This is a genomic window from Mesorhizobium sp. M0960 (assembly GCF_040319055.1).
GTDB lineage: Bacteria > Pseudomonadota > Alphaproteobacteria > Rhizobiales > Rhizobiaceae > Mesorhizobium.
The window spans coordinates 77557-99366 of the sequence record NZ_JAMYNN010000008.1 but is presented as its reverse complement, the minus strand read 5'-3'; the positions used below and the strand labels follow the sequence as shown (position 1 = coordinate 99366).

At 61.4% G+C, this 21810-nt stretch carries 21 protein-coding genes; 5 read left to right on the top strand and 16 right to left on the bottom strand.

Features of this window, described 5'->3' with window-relative positions; all coding sequences use genetic code 11:
• Nucleotides 1-16 precede the first annotated feature (16 nt).
• From NKH63_RS16795 to NKH63_RS16780, 4 genes are all read right to left on the bottom strand, one after another.
• Nucleotides 17-3094 carry a type I restriction endonuclease subunit R gene (locus NKH63_RS16795; RefSeq protein WP_352918175.1) on the bottom strand — a complete coding sequence of 1026 codons (3078 nt, stop codon included), beginning with the start codon at nucleotides 3092-3094 and terminating at the stop codon, nucleotides 17-19.
• A gap of 5 nt (nucleotides 3095-3099) precedes the next feature.
• Nucleotides 3100-3825 carry a TIR domain-containing protein gene (locus NKH63_RS16790; protein WP_352918173.1) on the bottom strand — a complete coding sequence of 242 codons (726 nt, stop codon included), beginning with the start codon at nucleotides 3823-3825 and terminating at the stop codon, nucleotides 3100-3102.
• Nucleotides 3826-3973: 148 nt separating this feature from the next.
• Nucleotides 3974-5188: a restriction endonuclease subunit S gene (locus NKH63_RS16785; protein WP_352918171.1), complete on the bottom strand. Its 1215-nt coding sequence runs from the start codon at nucleotides 5186-5188 to the stop codon at nucleotides 3974-3976.
• Nucleotides 5185-7479 carry a type I restriction-modification system subunit M gene (locus tag NKH63_RS16780; RefSeq protein ID WP_352918169.1) on the bottom strand — a complete coding sequence of 765 codons (2295 nt, stop codon included), beginning with the start codon at nucleotides 7477-7479 and terminating at the stop codon, nucleotides 5185-5187. Before NKH63_RS16780 ends, NKH63_RS16785 begins: the two co-directional genes overlap by 4 nt.
• Before the next feature lie 273 nt (nucleotides 7480-7752).
• Here NKH63_RS16780 and NKH63_RS16775 point away from each other — a divergent pair, with 273 nt between their 5' ends.
• Entirely contained in the window at nucleotides 7753-7986 is a 234-nt protein-coding gene (locus NKH63_RS16775; RefSeq protein ID WP_292659223.1) for a hypothetical protein, read from the top strand.
• Between the two features lie 100 nt (nucleotides 7987-8086).
• Here NKH63_RS16775 and NKH63_RS16770 read toward each other — a convergent pair whose 3' ends face one another.
• Nucleotides 8087-8401, bottom strand: coding sequence for a hypothetical protein (locus NKH63_RS16770; protein WP_352918166.1), 315 nt, complete (start codon nucleotides 8399-8401; stop codon nucleotides 8087-8089).
• A gap of 74 nt (nucleotides 8402-8475) precedes the next feature.
• Nucleotides 8476-8982 (bottom strand): metallophosphoesterase family protein, encoded by a 507-nt coding sequence (locus NKH63_RS16765; RefSeq protein ID WP_352918164.1) that lies wholly within the window; start codon nucleotides 8980-8982, stop codon nucleotides 8476-8478.
• A gap of 238 nt (nucleotides 8983-9220) precedes the next feature.
• Here NKH63_RS16765 and NKH63_RS16760 point away from each other — a divergent pair, with 238 nt between their 5' ends.
• Together NKH63_RS16760 and NKH63_RS16755 are read left to right on the top strand one after the other, a co-directional pair.
• A complete protein-coding gene (locus tag NKH63_RS16760; RefSeq protein ID WP_352918162.1) occupies nucleotides 9221-9550 on the top strand; it encodes a hypothetical protein in 330 nt (109 codons plus the stop codon).
• A gap of 86 nt (nucleotides 9551-9636) precedes the next feature.
• The gene (locus NKH63_RS16755) at nucleotides 9637-10185 is read left to right on the top strand and encodes a DNA-3-methyladenine glycosylase (RefSeq protein ID WP_352918160.1); all 549 of its coding nucleotides are present in this window, start codon (nucleotides 9637-9639) and stop codon (nucleotides 10183-10185) included.
• A 33-nt stretch (nucleotides 10186-10218) separates the two neighbouring features.
• Here NKH63_RS16755 and NKH63_RS16750 read toward each other — a convergent pair whose 3' ends face one another.
• Nucleotides 10219-10485 (bottom strand): DUF3606 domain-containing protein, encoded by a 267-nt coding sequence (locus NKH63_RS16750; RefSeq protein WP_023720478.1) that lies wholly within the window; start codon nucleotides 10483-10485, stop codon nucleotides 10219-10221.
• A gap of 169 nt (nucleotides 10486-10654) precedes the next feature.
• Between NKH63_RS16750 and NKH63_RS16745 the strand changes: the two genes are divergently transcribed.
• Both NKH63_RS16745 and NKH63_RS16740 read left to right on the top strand, forming a co-directional pair.
• On the top strand, nucleotides 10655-11167 hold the full coding sequence (locus tag NKH63_RS16745; RefSeq protein WP_352918158.1) for an EF-hand domain-containing protein: 513 nt from the start codon (nucleotides 10655-10657) through the stop codon (nucleotides 11165-11167).
• A 156-nt stretch (nucleotides 11168-11323) separates the two neighbouring features.
• Nucleotides 11324-11653, top strand: a complete 330-nt coding sequence (locus NKH63_RS16740) for an antibiotic biosynthesis monooxygenase family protein (protein WP_352640318.1) — start codon at nucleotides 11324-11326, stop codon at nucleotides 11651-11653.
• A gap of 31 nt (nucleotides 11654-11684) precedes the next feature.
• Here the strand turns inward: NKH63_RS16740 and NKH63_RS16735 are convergent, their stop codons facing one another.
• The 9 genes from NKH63_RS16735 to NKH63_RS16695 form a co-directional block, all read right to left on the bottom strand.
• Complete coding sequence (locus NKH63_RS16735; protein WP_352481464.1) at nucleotides 11685-12518, bottom strand: SMP-30/gluconolactonase/LRE family protein; 834 nt, start codon at nucleotides 12516-12518, stop codon at nucleotides 11685-11687.
• A 13-nt stretch (nucleotides 12519-12531) separates the two neighbouring features.
• On the bottom strand, nucleotides 12532-14307 hold the full coding sequence (locus tag NKH63_RS16730) for a CoA-transferase (protein WP_352918157.1): 1776 nt from the start codon (nucleotides 14305-14307) through the stop codon (nucleotides 12532-12534).
• Nucleotides 14304-15089 carry an enoyl-CoA hydratase/isomerase family protein gene (locus tag NKH63_RS16725; RefSeq protein ID WP_352918155.1) on the bottom strand — a complete coding sequence of 262 codons (786 nt, stop codon included), beginning with the start codon at nucleotides 15087-15089 and terminating at the stop codon, nucleotides 14304-14306. Before NKH63_RS16725 ends, NKH63_RS16730 begins: the two co-directional genes overlap by 4 nt.
• Nucleotides 15090-15091: 2 nt before the next feature.
• A complete protein-coding gene (locus NKH63_RS16720; RefSeq protein ID WP_352918154.1) occupies nucleotides 15092-16297 on the bottom strand; it encodes a CaiB/BaiF CoA transferase family protein in 1206 nt (401 codons plus the stop codon).
• Nucleotides 16298-16314: 17 nt separating this feature from the next.
• Nucleotides 16315-17100, bottom strand: a complete 786-nt coding sequence (locus tag NKH63_RS16715) for an SDR family NAD(P)-dependent oxidoreductase (RefSeq protein ID WP_352640322.1) — start codon at nucleotides 17098-17100, stop codon at nucleotides 16315-16317.
• A gap of 1 nt (nucleotide 17101) precedes the next feature.
• The gene (locus NKH63_RS16710) at nucleotides 17102-18097 is read right to left on the bottom strand and encodes an ABC transporter permease (protein WP_352909746.1); all 996 of its coding nucleotides are present in this window, start codon (nucleotides 18095-18097) and stop codon (nucleotides 17102-17104) included.
• Nucleotides 18098-18127: 30 nt separating this feature from the next.
• On the bottom strand, nucleotides 18128-19660 hold the full coding sequence (locus NKH63_RS16705) for a sugar ABC transporter ATP-binding protein (protein WP_352918153.1): 1533 nt from the start codon (nucleotides 19658-19660) through the stop codon (nucleotides 18128-18130).
• On the bottom strand, nucleotides 19650-20633 hold the full coding sequence (locus tag NKH63_RS16700; protein ID WP_352918152.1) for an ABC transporter permease: 984 nt from the start codon (nucleotides 20631-20633) through the stop codon (nucleotides 19650-19652). Before NKH63_RS16700 ends, NKH63_RS16705 begins: the two co-directional genes overlap by 11 nt.
• Nucleotides 20634-20771: 138 nt before the next feature.
• Nucleotides 20772-21803 carry a sugar ABC transporter substrate-binding protein gene (locus tag NKH63_RS16695; RefSeq protein WP_352918151.1) on the bottom strand — a complete coding sequence of 344 codons (1032 nt, stop codon included), beginning with the start codon at nucleotides 21801-21803 and terminating at the stop codon, nucleotides 20772-20774.
• Nucleotides 21804-21810 lie beyond the last annotated feature (7 nt).

Genomic DNA, 21810 nt, shown 5'->3' with positions numbered 1-21810 from the left:
TGCAATCGCGCCTGCGTCACTCCGCTGTTTGCCTATCACGGACGCGCCGGAAGATTTCCAGCGCAAGATGTTCATGGGCAGCCGAGCGGAACTCCTTATCGGTCATCACCCGCGAGAAAATTTCCTCGTTGCCCTCCATGCGGTCGATGAACAGTTCGTCGAGCATCCGTTCCAGATAGGATGAGAAGTTGGCAAGGTTGTTGACCTTGGCCGCTTCAACGATCTTGTCGTCTTCTTCGGCGCTCGCACGTATCTGATCGAAGAAGAATTGATCGGCTTCGGTAAAATTGGTGCCGAAGCGCTCGTTTAGCTTCGCCACCAATGTGGAAAGTGCGACGCCCTCTTCCGCGAAACTTCCAGTGCCAACGTCCGTCGGCCCCTTGAGCGGGGCGGCTTCGCCGTAACCTAGATCGATTGAACCTTCCGTCATCTGCTGGAGTCGGAAGAAGCGAAGCGCCACCTCATCGTCCAGCGCAAAGGCGTGGCCATCGCCGGGTGGTGGGAGCTTGGCGATCAGGTTGCGAACAAAAGCGTAGAGCTTTTCAAGCTCGCTATCCTGATAAGGGATGATCTGGGAGAGGAAGGCGTAAAGGTTCCGGTACGCGGTCAACTGACCACGAAACTCGTCCTGCTCCGGCTCTTCTTTCTCAAGGAACCGTTGCACCACCGCATCGAGCACCGCGTTCATTAGCCGATGGTCGGTTGCGGAATGATCGCGCTTGCCCCGATACCACACCTCAGCAAAGGCATTGACGTCGTCGGGTGAGAAGATCGCCCATCCCAAGAGCTTGTGCTGCAATTCCGACAGGCGGTGCGGATCGGCATTCTCGCCGATGGGCGTCGCCTCGTAGTAGGGCTTGAACGCCTTGTGGATGTCGTCTTCCTCGTTGGCGAAGTCGAGCACGAAGGTGCGCGCCTTGCCCGGAGCCATGCGGTTGAGGCGAGATAATGTCTGCACCGCCTGCACCCCGGCGAGGCGCTTCACCACATACATCGTCTGCAAAAGCGGCTGGTCGAAGCCCGTTTGGTACTTCTCGGCGACCAGAAGCACGCGATAATCGTCGCGCTCGAAGGCTTCGGGCAGTTCACTTTCGGCCAGCCCATCATTCATCGAAACTTCGGTATAGGATGAGCCTGGGTCTTCCGGGTCTTCCACTGTGCCGGAGAAGGCGACCAGCGAGCGGATGCCTGTATATCCGTGATCCTTGATGTAGCGGTCGAACGCCAGCTTGTATTTAACGGCAGCAAGACGCGAGCCGGTGACGACCATCGCTTTGGCCCGCCCGCCAAGCTCGTGCAAGACGTAGAGACGGAAGTGCTCCACGATGACGGAGACGACCTGATTGATATTGACCGGGTGAAGCTCCAGATACCGCGTCAGCGCCTTCGCGGCTTTCTTGCGTGGGACCTCGGGGTCGTTCTCCACCTGCTTGATAAGGCCGAAGAAGCGCTTGTAGGTCGTGTAGTTCAAGAGCACATCCATGATGAAGCCTTCTTCGATGGCTTGCCGCATGGTGTACTCGTGGAACGGCGACGTACCGGATGGTCCCGGCTCGTCAAACAGCGTCTTGGTCTTGAATTTCGGTGTGGCAGTGAACGCAAAGAAGCTGAGGTTCGGCTGCCGCGCACGTTTCAGCGCATCGCGCAGCATTGCCGCCTTGGCCTCTTCGGAAAGATCGTCGTCCTCTTCGTCCGACATCTGCGCGGCAATCGCGGCTTCGATGCCATCCTTGTTGAGCATCCCCTTGAGCGCGGAAGCGGTCTCGCCGCTTTGCGAGGAATGCGCCTCGTCCACGATCACGGCGAAGCGTTTGCCTGCCGTGTCGATCTTCATCCCCGTACCCTTGCCCTCCAGCGTGGATAGCGCCTGCGCGATGAAAGGGAACTTCTGGATCGTGGTGATGACGATCGGCGTGCCCTGTGACAAGGCGCGAACCAGCTGTTGAGTGTCCTCGTCGATCTTCTCGACCACGCCGGTCTTATGCTCGAATTGGTAGATGGTGTTCTGCAATTGCTGATCGAGCACGCGCCTGTCGGTGACGACCACCACCGAATGAAACACCTTCTGGTTATTGGCGTCGTGCAGGCTCGCCAGCCGGTGGGCCAGCCATGCGATGGAGTTGGACTTGCCTGATCCCGCCGAGTGCTGGACGAGATAGTTGCGCCCGGAGCCATTCTCGCGTGCATGGGCGACGAGCCTACGCACCGCATCAAGCTGGTGGTAGCGCGGGAAGACCATCGTTTCCCTGCGGATGGTGCGCACGCCCTTGTCGGTCTTGACCTGCCGCTCCTTCACTTCCAGGTGCATGAAGCGCTGCAGGATGTCGATCAGGCTATCTGCCTGGAGCACCTCGTCCCAGAGGTAATGAGTCTTCCAGTTGCCTTTGACGGGCGGATTGCCAGCGCCGTGATTGGTGCCCCGGTTGAACGGCAGGAACACCGTCTCCTTGCCCTTGAGCCGGGTGGTCATCCACACCTCATCGGGATCCACAGCGAAATGCACAAGCGCGCGTTTCTTGAAGGCGAAGAGCAAATCGCGTTCGTCACGATGCTCCATGTACTGCTTAATCGCGTCAGAGGCGCGTTGCGGACTGCTCCCCAGATTGTTTTTCAGTTCGGCGGTCGCCACGGGCAGACCATTGAGGCTGAGCGTCACGTCGATGATACAGCGCCGATTCTTGCCGTCCGCCTTTTTCATCACCGAGGTGAAGGCCACCTGTCGCGTGATGGTCAACCGGTTCGCAGCATAGGACGCGGTTGCCTCAGGATTCATCGCTGAGTTCGGGCGAAAAAAGGCCAATCGGAAGGTCTTGCCATAGCATTTGAACCCGTGCCGGAGGACGTGCAGCGTGCCCTTAATGTCGAGTTCCTTGGCGAGATTATCGAGCGCTGTCGCTTCTGTTTTGGCCCCGAGCAGGGCTTCAAGCTGGCCCCACTTCGCCGGCTGACTGTCTTTCAGAAAGCCAGTCACATCCTCGGGGAACAGCGCCAGCGACTCGTGATAGGCGGTCGGCGCGCGGTTGGCGTAGCCGCCCGCGCCAATCAGTCCGGCCTCAATGGCTGTCTCGAAGTCGTGTTCGGTGTGGCCCGACATACCCATCAGGCCCCGCAGCCTGCAACGAGGCTATCGTCAATCTCGATGCCAGCCGTCTTCATTCGGCGAGCGAGTTTGACGGCGATCTCCTTGACGTGATCGTTGAATTCCAACCGTAGTACGCCGTCCACATCGCTAGGAGTTTCCAGCGCCCCTTTCTTGAGGATCGCCATTCGGTTCCGCCCGAGCGACGCAAGAACCATCCCAAGCTCAAGTATGACGTTTTGGCGAGCGCGGGGCTGACTAGAGTCCTCGCCTTTGGCTTTTGCGTAGCCGAAATCATCAGGGGTCATGAGGATGATGCCGAACGCAGCTTCATCATAGATTTGCTGCTCCAGCGCTTCAATAATAGTATTAGAGCCGCCATCATTGTTTTGCAGGATGTAGGGATCAAGCCCGAGTCGCCTCAGGACAAGTTCAAGTTGTTCTAGCGCGGTAGTGTCGTGGCCGTGGACAACAAAGATCTTGGTCTTGCCGTCCTTTGGCTTCACGGTTGCGGCAGCGGATGCAGCCACGCCCGTAGGCGAGAAGACCGTTTCTAGCTCGGCTTTGGGTTCAGGCTTGCCTTGGCACAGCACTGTTCCCTTGTGTGGCCAGTAATTCAGCACGCCATTGCGCTGCGACCTGAAGGAAATGCGTCCATTTCCGTCGTCCGCCCACTCACCTTTAATGCCATGCGAGGCTATTAACTCCCTTAAGGCCTCTACACCGTCATGAAACCCAATTGCCATTGTTCCCCCCTTGGATTGCACTTTGGTCCGCATTGTTGGCGCGGCTCAGGGCCGTTGTCCCCGAACGAACCGGTGAGGCGTCGCATAAGAGCAGCCTTTCGCCTAATGGAAAGCTAATCTAAATTTCCAAGGTTGACCTACTGCGACATCAGCAGTTCCCTTGAATTTTGCCTGTGACCGCTGCCGTAACGAGTGCCGATCGATACTCGACGAGGTGCACAATAGATGCTTCGATTCGTCTTTCTATATCAGCGATCTGAGCAAGCTGCTCATCCAAGTGCGACGCAATAGCACGCTGCTCCTCCGGCCGTGGCCAAGCGGTTTGGACGGGATGAATGCGATTTCGGTTCACCGTTGGATTTGAGGAGCCCGAGTCAAAGCTGGTTAGGTCAATGCAATGCAAGAGATACCATGTGAAACGAGGCGAGTTTCCTCGGAATTCCCGTACGTATAAGGTGGTATCATGCGGCCAGTAATCAGAATTGACATAGTGGAGCTTACCAGCGGAGCCTTTTCGGCCGATAAGAACTCCGGGTCCCACGCAAAGTGCAGTATCGTGGAAATAGTCTATCCCTCCCGATGATATAACTGGAATCTCTCCGTCCACTCGCTGACTCTTCGTGATGTCAACGCCACGCTGAAGCTTTATTTTTTGACCGAGCCCGCAGACGACCCAATGCGCCGGGATGTTGCCGAGCCAGTCGATGCCGGAGGGTTTCACGGCGGCGGCTGGGTTCAGGCCCTTAGTGACTGCTCGGGTAATGAGGGCCTTACGCTTTTCAGCCAGACGCTCCAACAGCGCGCGCTTCTTCTCAATCAGCCCGTCGATCTGCACCGTCTTCTCATCGAGAAACTGCGCAATCGATCGCTGGGTTTCGAGGGGTGGAACAGGGCAGACAATGCTACCGATCATTTCGAGGTTCAAACCGTCCCGCCCGTCTTGGCTGGACAGGTTCCTGAGTGTCCGATACTGACTGGCTAACCACCAGTACAGGTACTTTCCTTCGATCTGCTCGGGGACGATCGCCGCAAGTGATTGGTTTCCTGTTGTCGGAATTTCTAAGTAACCGACAGTCGCTTTCGTCTTACCTTGTCCCGCTAGTGCCATGACAAGGGCTCCGGTCGGAATCCATTTTGCGCTCGATTCTTTGACTGCAAGCTCGGTGATGAAATCAGAAGGCACTGTGATCGTGCCCTGGTTGACTGCTCCTGAGTTTAGCCACGGAACGGTTCCCCCCACCCAATAGTCTGGGTTCTTTGTGTCAGGGGTGCCGCCTGCGTAGCGTTTCGAAAGCCATCTAAGGCGGATTTGCTTCCAGGCCGACGGTAGGTTGTATGCGGCCAGTAGTTCCGCAGTCGTCATGCAACCAGCCCCTTTAACAAATCGGCAATTTCGCCTTCCAACGCCGCGATGTCGCCCTTGATGTCCTCCAGCGGACGCGGCGCCTTGTAGACGTAGAAATACCGGTTGATCGGGATTTCGTAGCCGACCCTGGTCTTGTCGTAGTCTACCCAGGCATCGGGCACATGCGGCAGCACTTCGCGCGCCATATAGACATCGATCACATCGCGAAAGGCCTCGATCAACTTGTCATTGGGCTTGCCCGGTCCGAACTGCATAGGCAGCGGCAGGGCGGTTCCCTTGGGCAATGGGATGTTTTCGGTATCGCGCAACTCGCTGTCCGGTTCCGGCCTGCCTTTGCTGTCTCGGCAAATCTCGGCGTTGGGATCGCGTTCGCCCAGCGCGGCGAAGATCGCCTTGCTAATGGGCGTGGCAAGTTTCAACCCGGCTTGCTCGGCGGCGAGGGTCACGTCGACATCAAACGCCTTACGGTCCCTGTAGCGCCCGTTGCCTGCCAGCGTGGCCAGCGTTGCGCGGATGGCGTTTTGCAGTTTGCGGCCTTCCTCAATTTCGCGCGCTGCCGCCTTGTCGTCCTTGCGCTTCTTGGTCGTGGCCGGATTGGCGAAGGCGGACTGGTCGTCCAGTTTGGCGATGCGCTCCGCCGTCGCCTCGAAGTTCATGCGCAAGGGGCGTTCCACCGTCACCTTGAGGAAGCCGAACTCGCGATTCTCGAAGATACGCGAAACCACGCGCGTTTCGGTACCGCCATTGATCCGTACATCCGCCGTCTCACCGTCGCGATACCCGCCATATATGCGGGTGAGATGCCGTATCTGGTCCTCGGTGATCTCATTGCGCTTGTTGTTGAGACTTTTCTTCATGCGCTGGAAAAAGCGCGTGCCGTCGATCAACTGCACCCTGCCGCGCCGTTCGGGCAGCTTGCGGTTAGTGACGAGCCAGACATAGGTGAAGATGCCGGTGTTGTAGAAAAGCTGGTCGGGTAGCGCGACAATGGCGTCGAGCCAGTCGTTTTCGATGATCCAACGGCGGATATTCGATGGGCCCGACCCGGCATCACCCGAGAAGAGCGGCGAGCCATTAAAGACAATGGCGATCTTGGATCCGGTCGCGTTTTCGTCGCCTTCCTCATAGGGGTGCATCTTTTCGATCATGTGCTGAAGAAACAGCAGCGATCCATCATTGATCGCAGGCAAACCAGCGCCGAAGCGGCCGGAAAAACCCATTTCGTTATGCTCCTTCTCGATAACCGTTTTCTGATCCTTCCACTCCACACCAAACGGCGGATTGGCGAGCATGTAATGGAAGCTACGCCCCTGAAAGCCGTCGCGAGTCTTGCCGTCGCCCAGCGTGTCGCCAAGGATAATGTTCTTTGTGTCTTCATCCTTAATGAGCATATCCGAGCAGCATATCGCCCAGGACTCGTCGTTGTACTCCTGCCCATGGAGCGCGAGGTTGGCTTGGCGGTTCTGGTCGAGAATGAACTTTTCAGATTCCGACAACATCCCGCCCGTTCCGCAAGTTGGGTCGAAGATCGTACGAAAGATGCCCGGGATATAGACGTCCTGTTCACCCGTGTAGACGAGGTTCGCCATTAGGCGGATGACCTCGCGTGGCGTGAAGTGGTCGCCGGCTTCTTCGTTTGCCTGCTCATTGAACCGCATCACCAGATGCTCGAAGAGGTAGCCCATCTGCAAATTGTCAATGCGGTCGGGATGCAGGTCCACATCGGCCATCGCCTTGACGATGGTGAAGAGCCGATTGCTGGCGTCGAGCTTTTCAATCTGGTCGGTGAACTTGAAACGCTCGAAGATCGTCCGCGCAGTGGGCGAAAAGCCGTTGATATAGGAGACGAGGTTTGGTGCGATGTTTTCGGAATCGCCGAGAAGCCGCTCGAAGGTGAATGGGCTGGTATTGTAAAGTGGATGCTTGCGCTTCGGGTCCGCCGCGCGCCCGAGCAGCCTTTCCATCGCGCTTTCCGGCATATTCTGCGCGGTGAGCTTGGCGTATTCCCTAAGCACAGCGTCCTTGGTTGGCTCAAGTACACAATCAAGTCGCCGCAGCACGACAATCGGCAACATGACCAAACGGTATTGCGGCGGGCGATAGGGGCCGCGCAGTCGATTCGCGATTTCCCAGATCGTTGACTTCAAATTCTCGTGGGCTTGCAGATTCATGTCAGCAGTCCGCCTTGGTAATTTCTTCAACTTGGAATGCGAACACTCCCCGGAGGAGGTAGAATCGACCGACCGCGCACAGTCAAGGAGCGACTGGTACGACACACCGACGATCAATTGAGCTTGGGTGGACGGTTAGGACGGCTTGGGTTGTTAGACGACGACCGGCGCGGACAGAATACTCGAGCTTGGCCGACCCCTGGCTTCCCGCCACTGAACCGTAACCGCCACAGCACCGACTGCCGTTCCTTCTATTTCAGCCGTACTCGTAAAAGCCGGACGTCGAATCCACTCCCGCCCGCCCATGTCGCCTTCCACCTCAGCCCTTGCCTGGAACCCAATCGGCTTCAAATGACTTCTTCGTGGGTAGACCCCGAAGGGAGCGCCGCCGTGCCTGCACCGCCCGAAATGGATGTTGTCCTCGAACAGCTGCCTTTGAGGATCGGCGCCTATATCCCCGATGACTTGCTGGAGGACTGGTTTGCGCCGGGAACCGGCATGAACCCGGTCAGCAAGGAGGCGCTTGCCGCCGCGAAGAATTACGGTTGGCGCTTCGAATGCGAGTTCAAGCACTATCCGGAGCGCAAGGAGGGCGTGTTCTGGAAGTGGGTGCCGGCGATCTGACCGGCCCTGGAGCGGTTCATCGTTGCACGGAAACGCAGAGAACCGGTCTATGACGCAATTCCGGACGGAAAACCGTTTCACACCTTTTTCCTGGACTTGCTCAGCCTCCGCCGATCGGCGTCGTCACCTTGCCGGTTCCGCCGCATTCGGGGCAGGTGCGGCCGTCGATCATGCCTGACCCCGCACAGCGGCGGCAAATATTCTCGCCAGCGCCGGGAATGCCTGCGGGAACTTCGTCCGCGTTGGTTTGGCCGGCTTGCCCGGGGTTGCCCAGCAGCTTGTTTCTCAGCCGGGCGACCCAGCCTTCGTCGACCTCGAGCGGTTTGCTGCTGTCGTCCGGCAGGCCTTCGCCGGATTGGCCGATGGTTTCATTGCGCGGCCGGTCGTTCGCGCCTGTCGTGATCTTCTGAGCCATTGCCGTTGCCTTTACGCCTTGCAATTTTTCGAACGCCTCAGCTCTGCGGAGGTTCCGGTAGCGGCCAGCCGCCTTCAGCCGGGTTTTGTCCGGCCGCGGTTGGCAAGGATGGTGGTCAGCGTGACCGGGCGAAAATCCCAGCTGTCGACGCCGACATCATACTGGCGCGTGGCCGGGGTGAGCCTGCCGTGGGAATGGCCATGCAGATCGATCGATTTCCTGCCGATCTGGTTCCAGGTGCGAAAAGGGTAGTGGCAAAGGATCAGCAGACTGCCGTCCAACGTCAGCTCCTTGTAGTGTTGCGTGCTCGCCCAACCCGTGGCGTCGATGGTGGCCGCAGCATCGTTGTTGCCGATGACCAGATGCTTGCTGCCATGAAGAGACGACAGAAGCGACGACACGAATGCGGCCGATCCCCTGGCAAAATCGCCGAGGTGCCAGATCTCGTCGTCCGGCCCGACAGTTTCGTTCCACAACGCTTTGAGCGCCCGATCATGTTCCGCCAGCGAGCCGAATGGACGGCGGTCAATGCGCAGGATGCGCGGGTCGCTGAAATGCGTGTCGGCGGTGAAGTAGATCATGCGCGCTCGCTGGGGCCCGTTGTCGAACTGCCGCGCATGTAGGTGCGTGGCGCACCAAGTCCATCTTGCTCTCCCCAATGCTTGCTCAACCCGCTCGATCGTCGGTTGTTCCTGTAAACAGGCCTAGGCGGCTTCCGCTCGTTGGAACTTCAAAAAGGGGGAACTTTGAAACGGGGGAACTTTGGAATGAGACGCAGGTTAGAATGCTTGAGGCCGATGCTCTGAAAGGACCTCGACGATGACCGACGCAGCACCTGTTGGGCGAAGCCCGGCTCAAGCGCGGGGCGATATCGACGCCGGGCGCGGAAGGGATAAGACACCGGGGATCGACCCAGCCGCGGCTCCCATGGAGACGGACGCCGAATCGGCCGGCAGCGTTCCGGCAAAGGATCGGTCTGCGCCTCATGAAAAGCCGGAGTTCACCAACCAGGCGAGCTATGCCAATGCGATGCGTCCGCTGAAGGATGAGCCCGACGTCCAGCCGCGCCGATATGGGCCGGTGCTGGTGATTGCCGCCATCGTCGTGCTGGCCGCTGCGGTTTTCATCGGCGCAGCGATGCTGCGCTGAATACAACGCAGTGGCTGGACATTTTGCTTCCGGTCCGGGAACTTTGCTGACGCGCAACGTTCAGGCGCAATCGAGTCTGCTGCACAGTGATCACGACCCATCAATTCTTTGCCCGAGACGCCACCATCGTGGCGCGCGACATGATTGGCGCCACGCTGCTTTTGCACGGCGTTGGCGGCATCATCGTCGAGACCGAAGCCTATCGTCCGGATGACCCGGCTTCGCACGCTTTCGGTGGCAGGACGGTGCGCAATGGCGCAATGTTCGGCGCCCCGGGCAGCGCCTATGTCTATCGCTCCTATGGCCTGCATTGGTGCCTCAATGCCGTCTGCCTGCCCGGCAGTGCCGTGCTTATCCGCGCAATCGAACCGCAATCCGGGCTGGAGGTGATGCGGGCCAATCGCGGCCTTGACGATTCCGGGCTGCTTTGTTCGGGACCGGGTCGCCTTTGCCAGGCGCTGGCAATCGACAAATCCCATGACGGGCTGCCGCTGGACGTGCCGCCATTCGAATTCAGGCGGCCGGGCGACGCCAGCGCCATTCTTACAGGCCGCCGGATCGGCATTTCCAAGGCTGTCGATGCGGAGTGGCGGTTCGGCCTTCGTGGCTCGGATTATTTGAGCCGTAAGTTCTGACGCCTGCGGCAGCGGCAGAGCAGCTGCCTGGCATCACTCGTCGGGTTTGCCGAGATGCATAGGCGTTCTCTGTTGGCGGGCTTCGCTGGTCACCTCGTCCGCTCCGGCAGGTGAAATCCCTCGCAACGCCTTCGCGGCTTCGATCAGGCGCCCGCGATCATTGCCGAAGCTCTTGATCAGCTGGCGGACCTGGTCGGCGGTGATGCCGTTCTGTTGGGCAAAATACTCGACTTCACGTTCATCTTCCGCGGAAACGCGATCGCGGTCGCGGAAATCTCGCTTGCTCTTATCGTCAGCCATTTTTTCCTCCTGGTGGAGCTTCGCATCAATGGCAACGTGGGCAAGCCGCTTTCGTTGCCGCGATCGGGCGGACTTTTGTGCGGCCGTGCCGACTGCCCAGGAACCATGAGGCGAGCAGCCGGTTTGGCTTGGATGCAGCAGCCACCAATTCATACCGATGGAGATTACGATGACGCTCGCAAGCAAAACCACAGTAGTTGCCGCGGCGCTGGCTATGTTGGCCGCGCCGGCATTCGGCCAGACGAGCCCACCTGCGCCCGCAACGCCGGCACCGGATCGTGGCGCCGAACCGTCGCCCGCAGTGAACGGGCAGGATGCCATGCGCGATATGATGCGCCAGATGATGACTGAGATGCTGGAGGAGGGAATGCAAGAGGATCGCGCGTCCCGGACAGAACGGCGAGGTCGCGACCACTGGCATCGTGACTACAGGATGGGCCAGCCTGACCGAGGTTGGGAGATGGGAGGCCGCGGTGGTATTGGACGCGGGATGCATGGCGCGAGGATGCGCATGATGTTCGCCATAGTGGATGCGGATGGCGATGGCGCGCTTTCTCAGAGCGAAGTCCAGGATTTCGTCGGGCGGATATTCAACGCCGTCGATGAGGACGGTGACGGCAGCGTCGACATGCAGGAAATCCGGTCCTTCTTCCACGGAGCAGGCGCCGAGGATCAGGAGTAAGTCTCCTACCGGTCGGCAAGGAGGCCCTGGCTGAGGCGGCGCCCCCTATGACGACCGGGGAGGGCGAAAACCGTCGCTGGCAGATGCATCGCTTGGCTGGCCTTGCCAAGCCGAATGCCGGGTCGCAACGATTCGAGACAGCAGGATTCAATGGCCATGACAGAGAAAACTCCAACCATCGCTCGTATCTGGCGCGGCAGAACCTTGCCTGAGAAGGCAGACGCCTATGAAAGCTACAATTATGAAGCCGGCATCAAGCCGCTGATCGAGAAGGCGCTGGGCGTGCAGACCTTTCGCGAGGACACGCCGACCCATGCAGAGTTCGTGACGATTTCCTATTGGGAAAATGTCGAGGCGATGGCGGCGTTCACCGGCGGCGATCCGACAAAAATCCACCATCTCGAGCGGGACGAAGAGTTCCTGATCGAGTTGCCGTCGCGGGTGCAGGTGTTGCGCATCCGCTCCAGTCACGGCCGCCTGCAATAGCTCTGAGGAGAGCCGCCCGGTTCGGCTCGACCTAATAAATCGCCGTCAAGTCGATCTCGGTAATGTGCCAGCGGCCGAGATTTGAGGTGTAGAGCCTGTCGCCCTTGAAGGCGATGTTGGTGGGATGGGCGAGCGTCGTTGCCGCCGGATCCTCGATCAGCACTTCGAGCCCGCTATCTTTTCGCCAACGATAAATGCGGCTCGGCTCGTAGCATGAGATGAACAGCGAACCGTCCGGCGCGAAGGCAACGCCATCGGGGACGTTGTTCACGCCGTCCACGACGAGCTGGCGAGGTCCTGCCGTGCCGTCGGCACGGATCGGCACATAGCTGACGCAGGCCGCATGGCTTTCCACGACGTAAAGCCCATTCCCACCCGGCGCCATCGCCATGCCGTTGGCGAAGGCCATGGTCTCGCTACACCACAGGCGGCCTTCGCCGGTCTTCAACTCGTAGCGAAAAATGCCGGAGCGGCTGTCTTCGCCGAGGCTGTCGGAAACGTAGAGCCAGCCTCGTGCCTCGTCGACGATCGGATAGTTCGGCACGCGGATGCCAGCCGAGGCGAAGCGCTCCATATGACCCGTTCCGGCATTCCAGCGAAAGATCGCCGAATGCCTGAGATCGCAAGCGAAGCAGTTGTCCGCGCTATCGAAGGCGATGCCGAGCAGAAAGCCCTCCGTGCCGCCCATGTGCTCGACCGAGCTGCCATCGGCGGCGAGGCGCAGCAGGTCGCCGGTTTCGGTGCCGCACCAGATCGAGCCGTCGCGATGGATGGCCACGCCTTCCGGATGGGCGACGCGCGGGCTGGTGAAGATGCCGTCGAAGAAGACCTTCGCGGCCGACATTTCGAGCAACGGCTTTGCCATGCGCCACCCCTCTTCAGCCTGTTGCGGTATGCGACCGCTGCACGGCAATACAGCGCTCGACCATCAGCCGGTCGGCCGCCAGGATCTCGGCGATAAGCGCGCCACGCTCCTTGGCGCTGACGAATTCGAGACGCCGCAGGCCAAGCGGGTCGATGCGGTTTCGCAGGATGTCGAGCGTCTCGTTCGAGGGCAGCGGAACCTCGCGGCAATCGGCATCGAATGTCAGGGCGAAGCCGGTGGCATCCTGGACCTGCTGGCGCGTCACGCCCGGCATGGTCTCGACGATGACCAATTGCCGGCTCTCCCGGTCGAGCCGAAAGATGCAAAGATCGGTGAACACCAGCGCCGCGCCGGTCCGATAGCCCATCGGCTCGCGTTCGGCCTCTGTCAGCAAGCCGCGCGCCGAGCTGGCGATCTCGACGGTGTCGACCAGCGACTGCGGGGAGTGGCGCGGGACGTAGAGCAGATAATCGCGATGCATGTTGGCGACATCAGCCATGCCGCCCTGCCCGGGCAGCCGGATGAGGCTGCCGTCGCGCTTGCGCAGCGCAATGGTGTTGACGCGCCCGCGTCGGTCGACCTGGGCGGCACCGACGATCTCATGCGTCACGGCGCCGGCCTGGTAATAGGTCGAATAGGTGTCGTCGCCGCCGGCATGGGCCACCGCTGTCTCGCAATCGAGGCTCTCGATCAACGACAGGATCATCGGGCTCGGCGCTATGTCGAGATGACCGCAACTCATCGTCGCGATGATCATGTCCGGCGCGTGCGTCGCCTTGGCCAGCCGGTAGGCGACATTGGCGAGCGGCGACACCGCGCCGGCGCTGGCAAAGCTCTCATTGTCGAGCTCGGCGGCGATGCGGGCAGCGATGATCTCGTCGATGGATGCCTTCTTTTCGCCGTGCACGACCCCGGGCATTGCGAGGACTGTTTCAGCGCGGACTTTCGCAGCGTCTTGAACCCGCTCCGGCACACCTTCCGAAGGCACGCTCAGGCTGTCCGCCAAAGGTACCTCCTTGGCCGCCAACGCTCCCGCCAACGCTTGATAATCCGTCACATAGAATGGCAGGCAGGAGGCGGGATAGGCGCCGCCTGGCGCCAGCGCTATGGCCGACACCTGGTTGCGGGTCAAAATGTTTTGGCGACCAGCATGGCGCAGCGCTCCGACCGGGACGATTTCCTCGACCGTGACCAGCACCTGGCGCGCCGCGCCGGCCATGGCGAAGTCCAGCGCCCGTGGTCCGATGATCTGGACATTGCCGCTCTCGTCGGCACGCTGGGCATGGACGACGAACGTATCGAGCCGCAAGGCCGGGATGACCCCGGTCGTGATTCCGTCGACCGGATCGGGCGCGGCGATCGCGCCGGGCACGCGCGCCGGCATGTCCGAACCCTGCGGAAGCTGAAACGGCATCGACGGCAGGTTCTGCTGTGCCGCCCGCAACGCCTGGATCATGGCCAGCGCGGTCCAGTCGCGGACCGGCACGGCACTGGTCTCGGCAGTCGCGCGGAAACGGGGCGGCAAGCCAAAAATATCGAGGCTGGAAAAGCAGAGGTCGATTTCCGCCACGGCATTCGCTTCGAGAAGCAGCTCGAGCGGCAGGCCGCCGGCCCAGCAGACGTAGCGCAAATCCCGTACGCCCAACCGCGCGATGGCGCGCAGCAGGGCGATCGGCAGCCGGGCAAAATGATGGCCGCCGACGCCGAAGACGTCGCCGCCGCCGACCATCGCGGCCAGGCCCTCGACATCGGTGAAGCGCGGCCGGTTTTGCTTGACCAGGGACGTCATTTCGCAGCCTTGGCCCGTGCCGCGCTCTTTTCAGCAAATTCCCTGACGCGCCGCTGGCCGATCTCGCTGCGGCAGAGGCTGCCCAGTATGTCGCGCTCCATGGCAAGGCCGCCGGCCAGATTGCCCGACACGGCATGCGCTGTCAGCGCTTTCAGCCCCTCGATCGCTGCGGCCGGTTCGGCGGCGATCATCTCGGCGAGTTCCAGCGCCCGCGGCATCAGCCTTTCGGCATCGACGATCTCGTTGACCAGCCCGGCGCCGACGAACTCGGAAGCCGGCACGATGGCGCCGGTCATCAGCAGAAAATTGGCGCGGTTGCGGCCGAGCTTCTGGACGCTGCGCTGCGTGCCGCCGCCGCCGGGGACCAGCCCGAGCTTGATCTCGGGCAGGCCGAGCTTCGCGAACTGGTTGGCGATGACGAGGTCGCAGCACAGCACCAGCTCCATGCCGCCGCCGAGCGCAAAACCGTTGACCGCGGCGATGACCGGCTTGCGGTTGTTCTCGATCGCCGCATACATGCGTGTGCCGGCGGCCTGGAAGGCGTCGAACTCTGCAGCTGTCTGGGCAGCATATTCTTTGATGTCGGCGCCGGCCATAAAGCCGCGCCCCTCGCCGGTCACCACGATCGCGCCGATACCGTCATCCTGCGACAGCGCCTCGAAAACTTCGGTGATCTCGCTTTGCATCAGCCGGTTCATGGCGTTGAGCTGATCGGCGCGCCGGAAGGTGACGACCGCGACGCGCCCGGATATTTCCAAACTGAGTGTGTGGTAAACGCTCATCGTCAGGCAGCATCCACGGTCATGTCGCCGGACGCCTCAAGTGCTGCAATCTCGCCGCTGGAGAGGCCGAACTCGGCCAGTATCTCGCGGCCATGCTGGCCGACCAGCGGCGCCGGCCGCTCTATGGTAGCCGGCGTCTCGCTCATCTTGACGGCCGGTGCGACCACCCTGACCTTGCCACCGCGCGGATGATCGTAGCTGGTGATCATGCCCAGGTGCTTGACCTGCGGGTCCTCGGCCGCGCGCCTTATGTCCTTCACCTCGGCACACCAGATGTCGACCGCCAACAGCCGCGCCAGCAGGTCCTGCGTGGCAAACTTCCTGGTTTCGGCGTTGACTTTGTCGAACACCTCGTCGCGCTTGTCGAACAGCGTCTTCAGATCGTCGTAGACAGCAAGCTGCGGCGCCTCCAGCACTTCATACAGCGTCTTGAACGGGCTCATGGCGATCGACACATAGCCGCCGTCCTTCGCTTCGTAGATACCGAACGGCGCCTGCATGCCGGGGTGGCCGATGCCTGAATTCGGGCGCACGAAATCCTCGCCGAGATTGAGCACGGCGACATATTCCTGATTGAGATGCGCCAGCATGCCGGCCAGCAGATTGACCTCGATCTTCTGGCCCTTGCCGGTCTTCTCGCGATAGTAGAGCGCCGACAGGATGCCATAGACCATGTTCATGGCGCCGATCTGGTCGGCCAGGCCGGCGCCGGCCGGAACAGGAGCCTGATCGCCGCGGCCGGTGTTGGAAATCAGCCCGGACAGTCCCTGGATCAGCATGTCCTGGCCGGGGCGCTCGACATAGGGGCCTTCCTCGCCATAGCCGGAGCCCGAGCAATAGATAATGGCGGGATTGACCGCCCTGAAATCCTCGTAGCCATAGCCGAGCCTGGCGAGCACGCCGGGGCGGAAATTCTGCACCACCACATCGGCCTTCTTCGCCATGTCCATGATGATGGCATGTACCTTGCGGCTCTTCAGGTTGAGCGCGATGGAGCGCTTGTTGCGGTTCCAGGCGAGGAAATTCGGGCTTTCGGAGCCGCCGACCCATTTGGCGAAGAAGGTCATGCCGCGGAACATGTCGCCGGCGCCGGCACGCTCGATCTTGATGACGTCGGCGCCCATGTCGCCGAGCAGCTGCGTGGCGAACGGCCCTTGCAGCAGATGGCTGAAATCGAGAATGCGGACGCCTTCGAGGGCCTTGTTCATTTTTGTCTCGTTGGTTGTCAAAGCAGGTCGGGTACGTAGCGGGGTGCTGCGGTGAGGCCGCCGTCGACGCGCAGGTCGGTGCCGGTGGTGAAGCCGGCGGCGTCGGAGGCCAGATAGACAGCGGCTTCGGCCACTTCGGACGGTTTGCCGATGCGGCCGAGCGGATGCATCTTGACCCAGGCCTTGGCGAGGTTGCCGCCGATCTCTTTGACCAGTTTGTCGTTCATTGGCGTGTTGATGGTGCCGGGCGAGATCGAGTTGACGCGAATGTTGAGCGGGCCGAACTCGACCGCCATCTGGCGCGTCATCGCCATCACCGCACCCTTGGCGCCGGCATAGGCGGTCCAGCCGTCGAGCCCGATATGACCTTGCGCCGAGGCCATGTTGATGATCGAGCCGGATTTCTGCGCGATCATGTGCGGCAGCGCATATTTGCAGCCGCGGAACACGCTGGTCAGGTTGACCGCGATCAGCCGGTGCCACTGCTCGTCGGTCATTTCGTGAACCGGCATGCCGCCGATGGCGATAGCGGCATTGTTGACCAGAATATCGAGATGGCCGGTCTTGGCGACGGCTGCGTCGATGAGGGCGGCGATATCGGCCTCCTCCGCCACGTCGCAATGGACGTAGTCGGCGCGGTGGCCGGCGGCGCGCAGTTCCGCCGCGAATTTTTCACCCTTCTCGTCGGCGATGTCGCCGAGGACGACGTGCGCGCCCTCACGCGCCATCGCCTCGCTGATCGCATGGCCGATGCCGTCGGCGGCGCCGGTGACGATCGCGGTTTTCCCTTTGAGACGATCCATATCAGCCTCCAATGGCACGCCGGCGCTTCGCTTCGTCGAAGGCGACGGCGGCAATGATGATCACGCCGGTGATGACCAGCTGCCACTCGGTCGGCAGGCCGAGACCGCGCAGGCCGTTGGACAGGAATTGCAGGATCAGCACGCCAAGCGCCATGCCGGTCAGGCTGCCGATGCCGCCGGCAAGGCTCACGCCGCCAAGCACGGTGGCGGCAACGACCTGGAACTCGAAATTCAGCCCGGCCGTATGTTGCGCAGAGCCGACGCGGGCGGCCAGGATGATGCCGGCAACCGTTGCTAGCAGTGCGCTGATGATGAAGCAGATGAACTTGACGCGGCGCACGTCGTAACCCGCCAGCCGTGCCACTTCCGGATTGCCGCCGACGGCATAGATCTGCCGTCCGAACGGCCGGTGCTGCATCATGTAGGCGAAGACGGCGAGCAGGACGATGGCGATGACCGCCGAATACGGAATGACATTGAACAGGCGGCCGTCCGACAGCGCAATGAAGCTGTCGAGCGCGGCATCGTCGGGGATGGCGCGCTGGCCGGTGTAGAGATAGACGCCGCCGCGCATGATGAACATCGTGCCCAGCGTCACGATCAGCGAGTTGATGCCGGCATAGGCGGTCAGATAGCCGTTCACCACGCCGATGATCAGCCCGAACAGCAGCGCACCACTGATGCCGAGCAGCAGCGAGTTGGTTTCGTTCATGATGATGATCAGCGGCAGGGCGATGGTCGCCAGCAGCGACCCTATCGAGATGTCGACCTCGCCGGACATGAAGACGATGGCGCAGCCGATGCCGGCGGTGAGCGCCAGCGACGCCTGACCGAGCACATTGGTGATGTTGCGCACCGAGAAGAAGTTCTCCGCCGTCAGGGAAAAGAACGCAATCACCAGGATCAGGCAAAGCAGCAGGGCGAGCTCCTGCCGCGCCAGCAGCCGTGCCAGCATGGACGGGCCGGCTTTGGTGGAGTGGCTGGCTGCAAGGCTCATCGCTTGCTCCCTTTGCGAAGCGTCATCATCTTAGCCGATCGCCGCATTGAGGATGTTCTCCTGCGTGGCCTCGTCGCGGGGCATGATCGCGGTGAGGCGGCCTTCGCACATCACCGCGACGCGGTCGGCAAGGCCCAGCAGTTCGGGCATTTCGGACGTCATCATGACGACCGCCAGGCCTTCGCCGGCGAGCCGGTCGATGAGCGCGAAAATCTCCGACTTGGCGCCGACGTCGATGCCGCGGGTCGGCTCGTCGACGACGATTACCTTGAGACCGCGCATCAGCCAGCGCGAGATCAGCACTTTCTGCTGATTGCCGCCGGACAGATTCTTGACCTGCTGAAACAGGCTGGGCGTCCTGATGCGAAAACGGTCGACATAGTCCTGCACCGCCTTGCGTTCCCTGGCCTTGTCGACGAAGCCCATTCTGGCGAAGGCACCGAGCGAGGCGAGGCTGGCATTCTGGTAGACCGGCAGCTCGCCCATCAGCCCTTCGCTCTTGCGATCCTCGGTGAGCAGTCCGATGCCGAGCCGGACGCCGGTGTGGGTGTCGTGCGGCAGCAGCCGGCTGCCATCGACCGAAATGGCGCCGGAAGTGATCGGGTCGTAACCGACGATGGCCTTGGCGAGCTCCGTCCGGCCGGCCCCCATGAGGCCGAAGAAGCCGAGGACCTCGCCGGCATGCGCCTCGAACGATACGTCCTTCAGTTTCTTGGCGGTGCTGAGCCCTTCAACGGAAAGCGCTACCTTGCTGCCCGGCGCACTGCGCTTGCGCGGGAACAGGTTCTCGATGCGCCGGCCGATCATGTCCTGGATCAGCGTGCCGTTGGTGTGCTCGCCGATCGGCCTGGTCGAGACGTGACGGCCATCGCGCAGCACGGTAACGGTGTCGGCGATCTCGAAGACCTCGTCGAGCTTGTGGCTGACATAGAGCACCGCGATGCCGAGAGCGGCCAACCGGCGGATGACGGTGAACAGCAGCGAAACCTCGTTCGGCGTCAGCGAGGAGGTCGGCTCGTCCATCACCACGACGCGAGCTTCATGGGCGAGCGCGCGGGCGATCTCGACCATTTGCTGCTGGCTGACCGGCAGCGATCCCGTGCGCGCCGCCGGGTCGACGTTGAAGCCGATGCGCTTGAACAAGGCGGCCGCATCGGCACGGATCTTCTTCCAGTCGATCGAGCCGCCTTTGCCGGTCGGATAGCCTTCGAGGAAGATGTTTTCGGCGACGCTGAATTCGGCGATCAGCGCGATCTCCTGGAACACCACCTTGATGCCTTCCTTCAGGCTGTCGTGCGGCGACTTGATGTCGGCCTCGCGGCCGCGCAGGCGGACGGTGCCGGCATCCTTGCCATAGACCCCGGCCATGATCTTGATCAGCGTTGACTTGCCGGCCCCGTTCTCGCCCATCAGGGCGTGGATTTTGCCCGGTTCCAGGGTCAGATCGACATTGTCCAGCGCCATCACGCCGGGAAAGCGCTTGCCGATGCCGCGCATCTCCAGCGCCGGCACGCTTTTATCGACGGCCGCGGTTTTGCCGGGATGGAGGAAGTCAACCGACATTGGCTCTGTTCCGGACGATGTCGAGATAGGTCGCCAGGATGATGACGATGCCCGGCACCACCATCTGCAGGTCCTGGTTCCAGCCGAGGATGATGATGCCGTTGTCGATGACCTTCAGCACCAGCACGCCCAGCAACGTGCCGAGCAGCGAGCCGCGGCCGCCAAGCAGGCTGGTGCCGCCGAGGATGACGGCGGCAATCACAGTCAGCTCGTAGCCGCGGCCGGCGGTCGGCTGGCCGGCATTCATCAGCGACGACAGGATCATGCCGGCAATGCCGACGCAAAGGCCGGTGACGACGAAGGCGAACAGCTTCAGGCGTTGCGAGCGCACGCCGGAGAGGCGGACCGCCCGCTCATTGGCGCCGACCGCGTAAAGATAACGGCCGAGCGTGGTGAAGCGCAGCGTTGCCGCGGCTAGGGCGAAAATCAGCGCGGCAATCACCACCGGCAGCGGGATCGCGCCGATATAGCCGGCGCCGAGATCGGTGAATCTTGCAAGCCGGTGGTGGTTCTGCACCGCTTCGCGGGTGAACAGATAGACGCCGCCCTGCAGCATCATCATGGTGCCGATGGTGGCTATCAGCGAGTTCACCTTGAGCCTGGTGACAACCAGCCCGTTGAACAGGCCGACCGCACCGGAAAAGGCGAGCGCCGCCAGCAGGCCGAGCGTCAGGCTGTGCGTTGAATTGAGTACGGCCATGCCGATGCAGCCGACAAAGGCCAGCGACGCACCGACCGACAGGTCGACTTCAGCGGTGATGATCAGCATCGTCATGCCGGAGGCGACGATCAGCACCAGCGCGCATTGGCGCAGGATTGCGATGATGTTGGCCTCGGAATAGAATTGCGGCGCCGCAATCGAGATGGCGATGCAGAGCACGGCCAGGATCACGCCGAGCACCAGTTGGCTGCTGCCCAGCAGCTGGCCGCCGATGAAACGCCTTGGCGCGGAGGATTGCGTAAGCTCGCTCATGTCCATTTCATTTCCGGGCCGCATCGGGTGCCGTCGCCGTTTGGAAACTGCCGGCCAAAACAGGGCGGTTGACCTGTTTTGCCGCCTGCATCCGATCCGATGCCCTTCCCGCGGCGTGGGAAGGGCTACCCGGAATCCTTACTTCTTCAGGTCGGCGGAAGTTTTCATGCATTTTTCCGGTGGCTGAAGCGCATTGACGGCATCCCATTTGATCGTTCGTGTGGTGCCGTCGTAGTCGTAGAACTTCTTCCAGTCGTCGCCGTTCATCGGCGCGGTCGGGCTGACGATGTGTTCCGGCACCTCTTCGCCGTTGAAGAGCTTAACCGCTGCATCGATGGCGGTGTAGCCTTCCTTTTCCGGGAACATCGCGGCTTCGATGCGATAGGACGGCTCGTTCTGCATGGCATTGATGAAGGCAAGGCCTTCGCCGCCGGTGCCGACCGTCAACAGGCCATCCTGCGACTTGCCGGCCGCTTTCCAGGCCTGAAGGCCGCCGAGCGACGAGGAATCGTTGATGCCGTAGATGATGTTGATGTCGGCGTTCTTGGCAAGTGCCGCCGAAGAGACTTCGAGCGCGCGGTCCGGATTGCCGCCGCCGTCGAGGTCGTGGACCATGACCGCGTCGGGGACGATGGTCTTGAGGCCGTCCATGAAACCCTGCGAACGCAGCACCGTGGCGGACAGCAGCGGCAGGCCGACATTCATCACCTTGGCTTTGCCTTCGAGCTTTTCCTTGGCGTATTTGCCGGCTTCAACGCCGGCGGTGTAGCCGGTGTCGTAGTCGCAGATCGCGACCATGGTGGTCATGCCCTTGACCGGATTGCCTTCGAGCACGACCGGAACGTTGTTGGATTTCGCCTGGCGCAGCAGCGGCACGACGCCTTCCTCGTTGACGGGCGTGATGATCAGGACGTCAACGCCCTTGGCCATGAAATCTTCGGCGGCGGAGACCTCCTTGGCAACGTCCAGATTGGCGTCCTGCACCTCGAGTTCGATACCGAGTTCCTTGGCGCGGGACTGCATGCCCTTGATAACGTTCTGATACCATTCATGCGTGGCGTAGTTGGTGACGTAGCCGATGCGCTTCGGCATGTTTTCGGCGTGTGCCGCGGCGGCGCTCAGAGCCAGCGCGGCCGCCGAGACAAACAGCATTGATTTGGACCAGTTCATGTTTCTT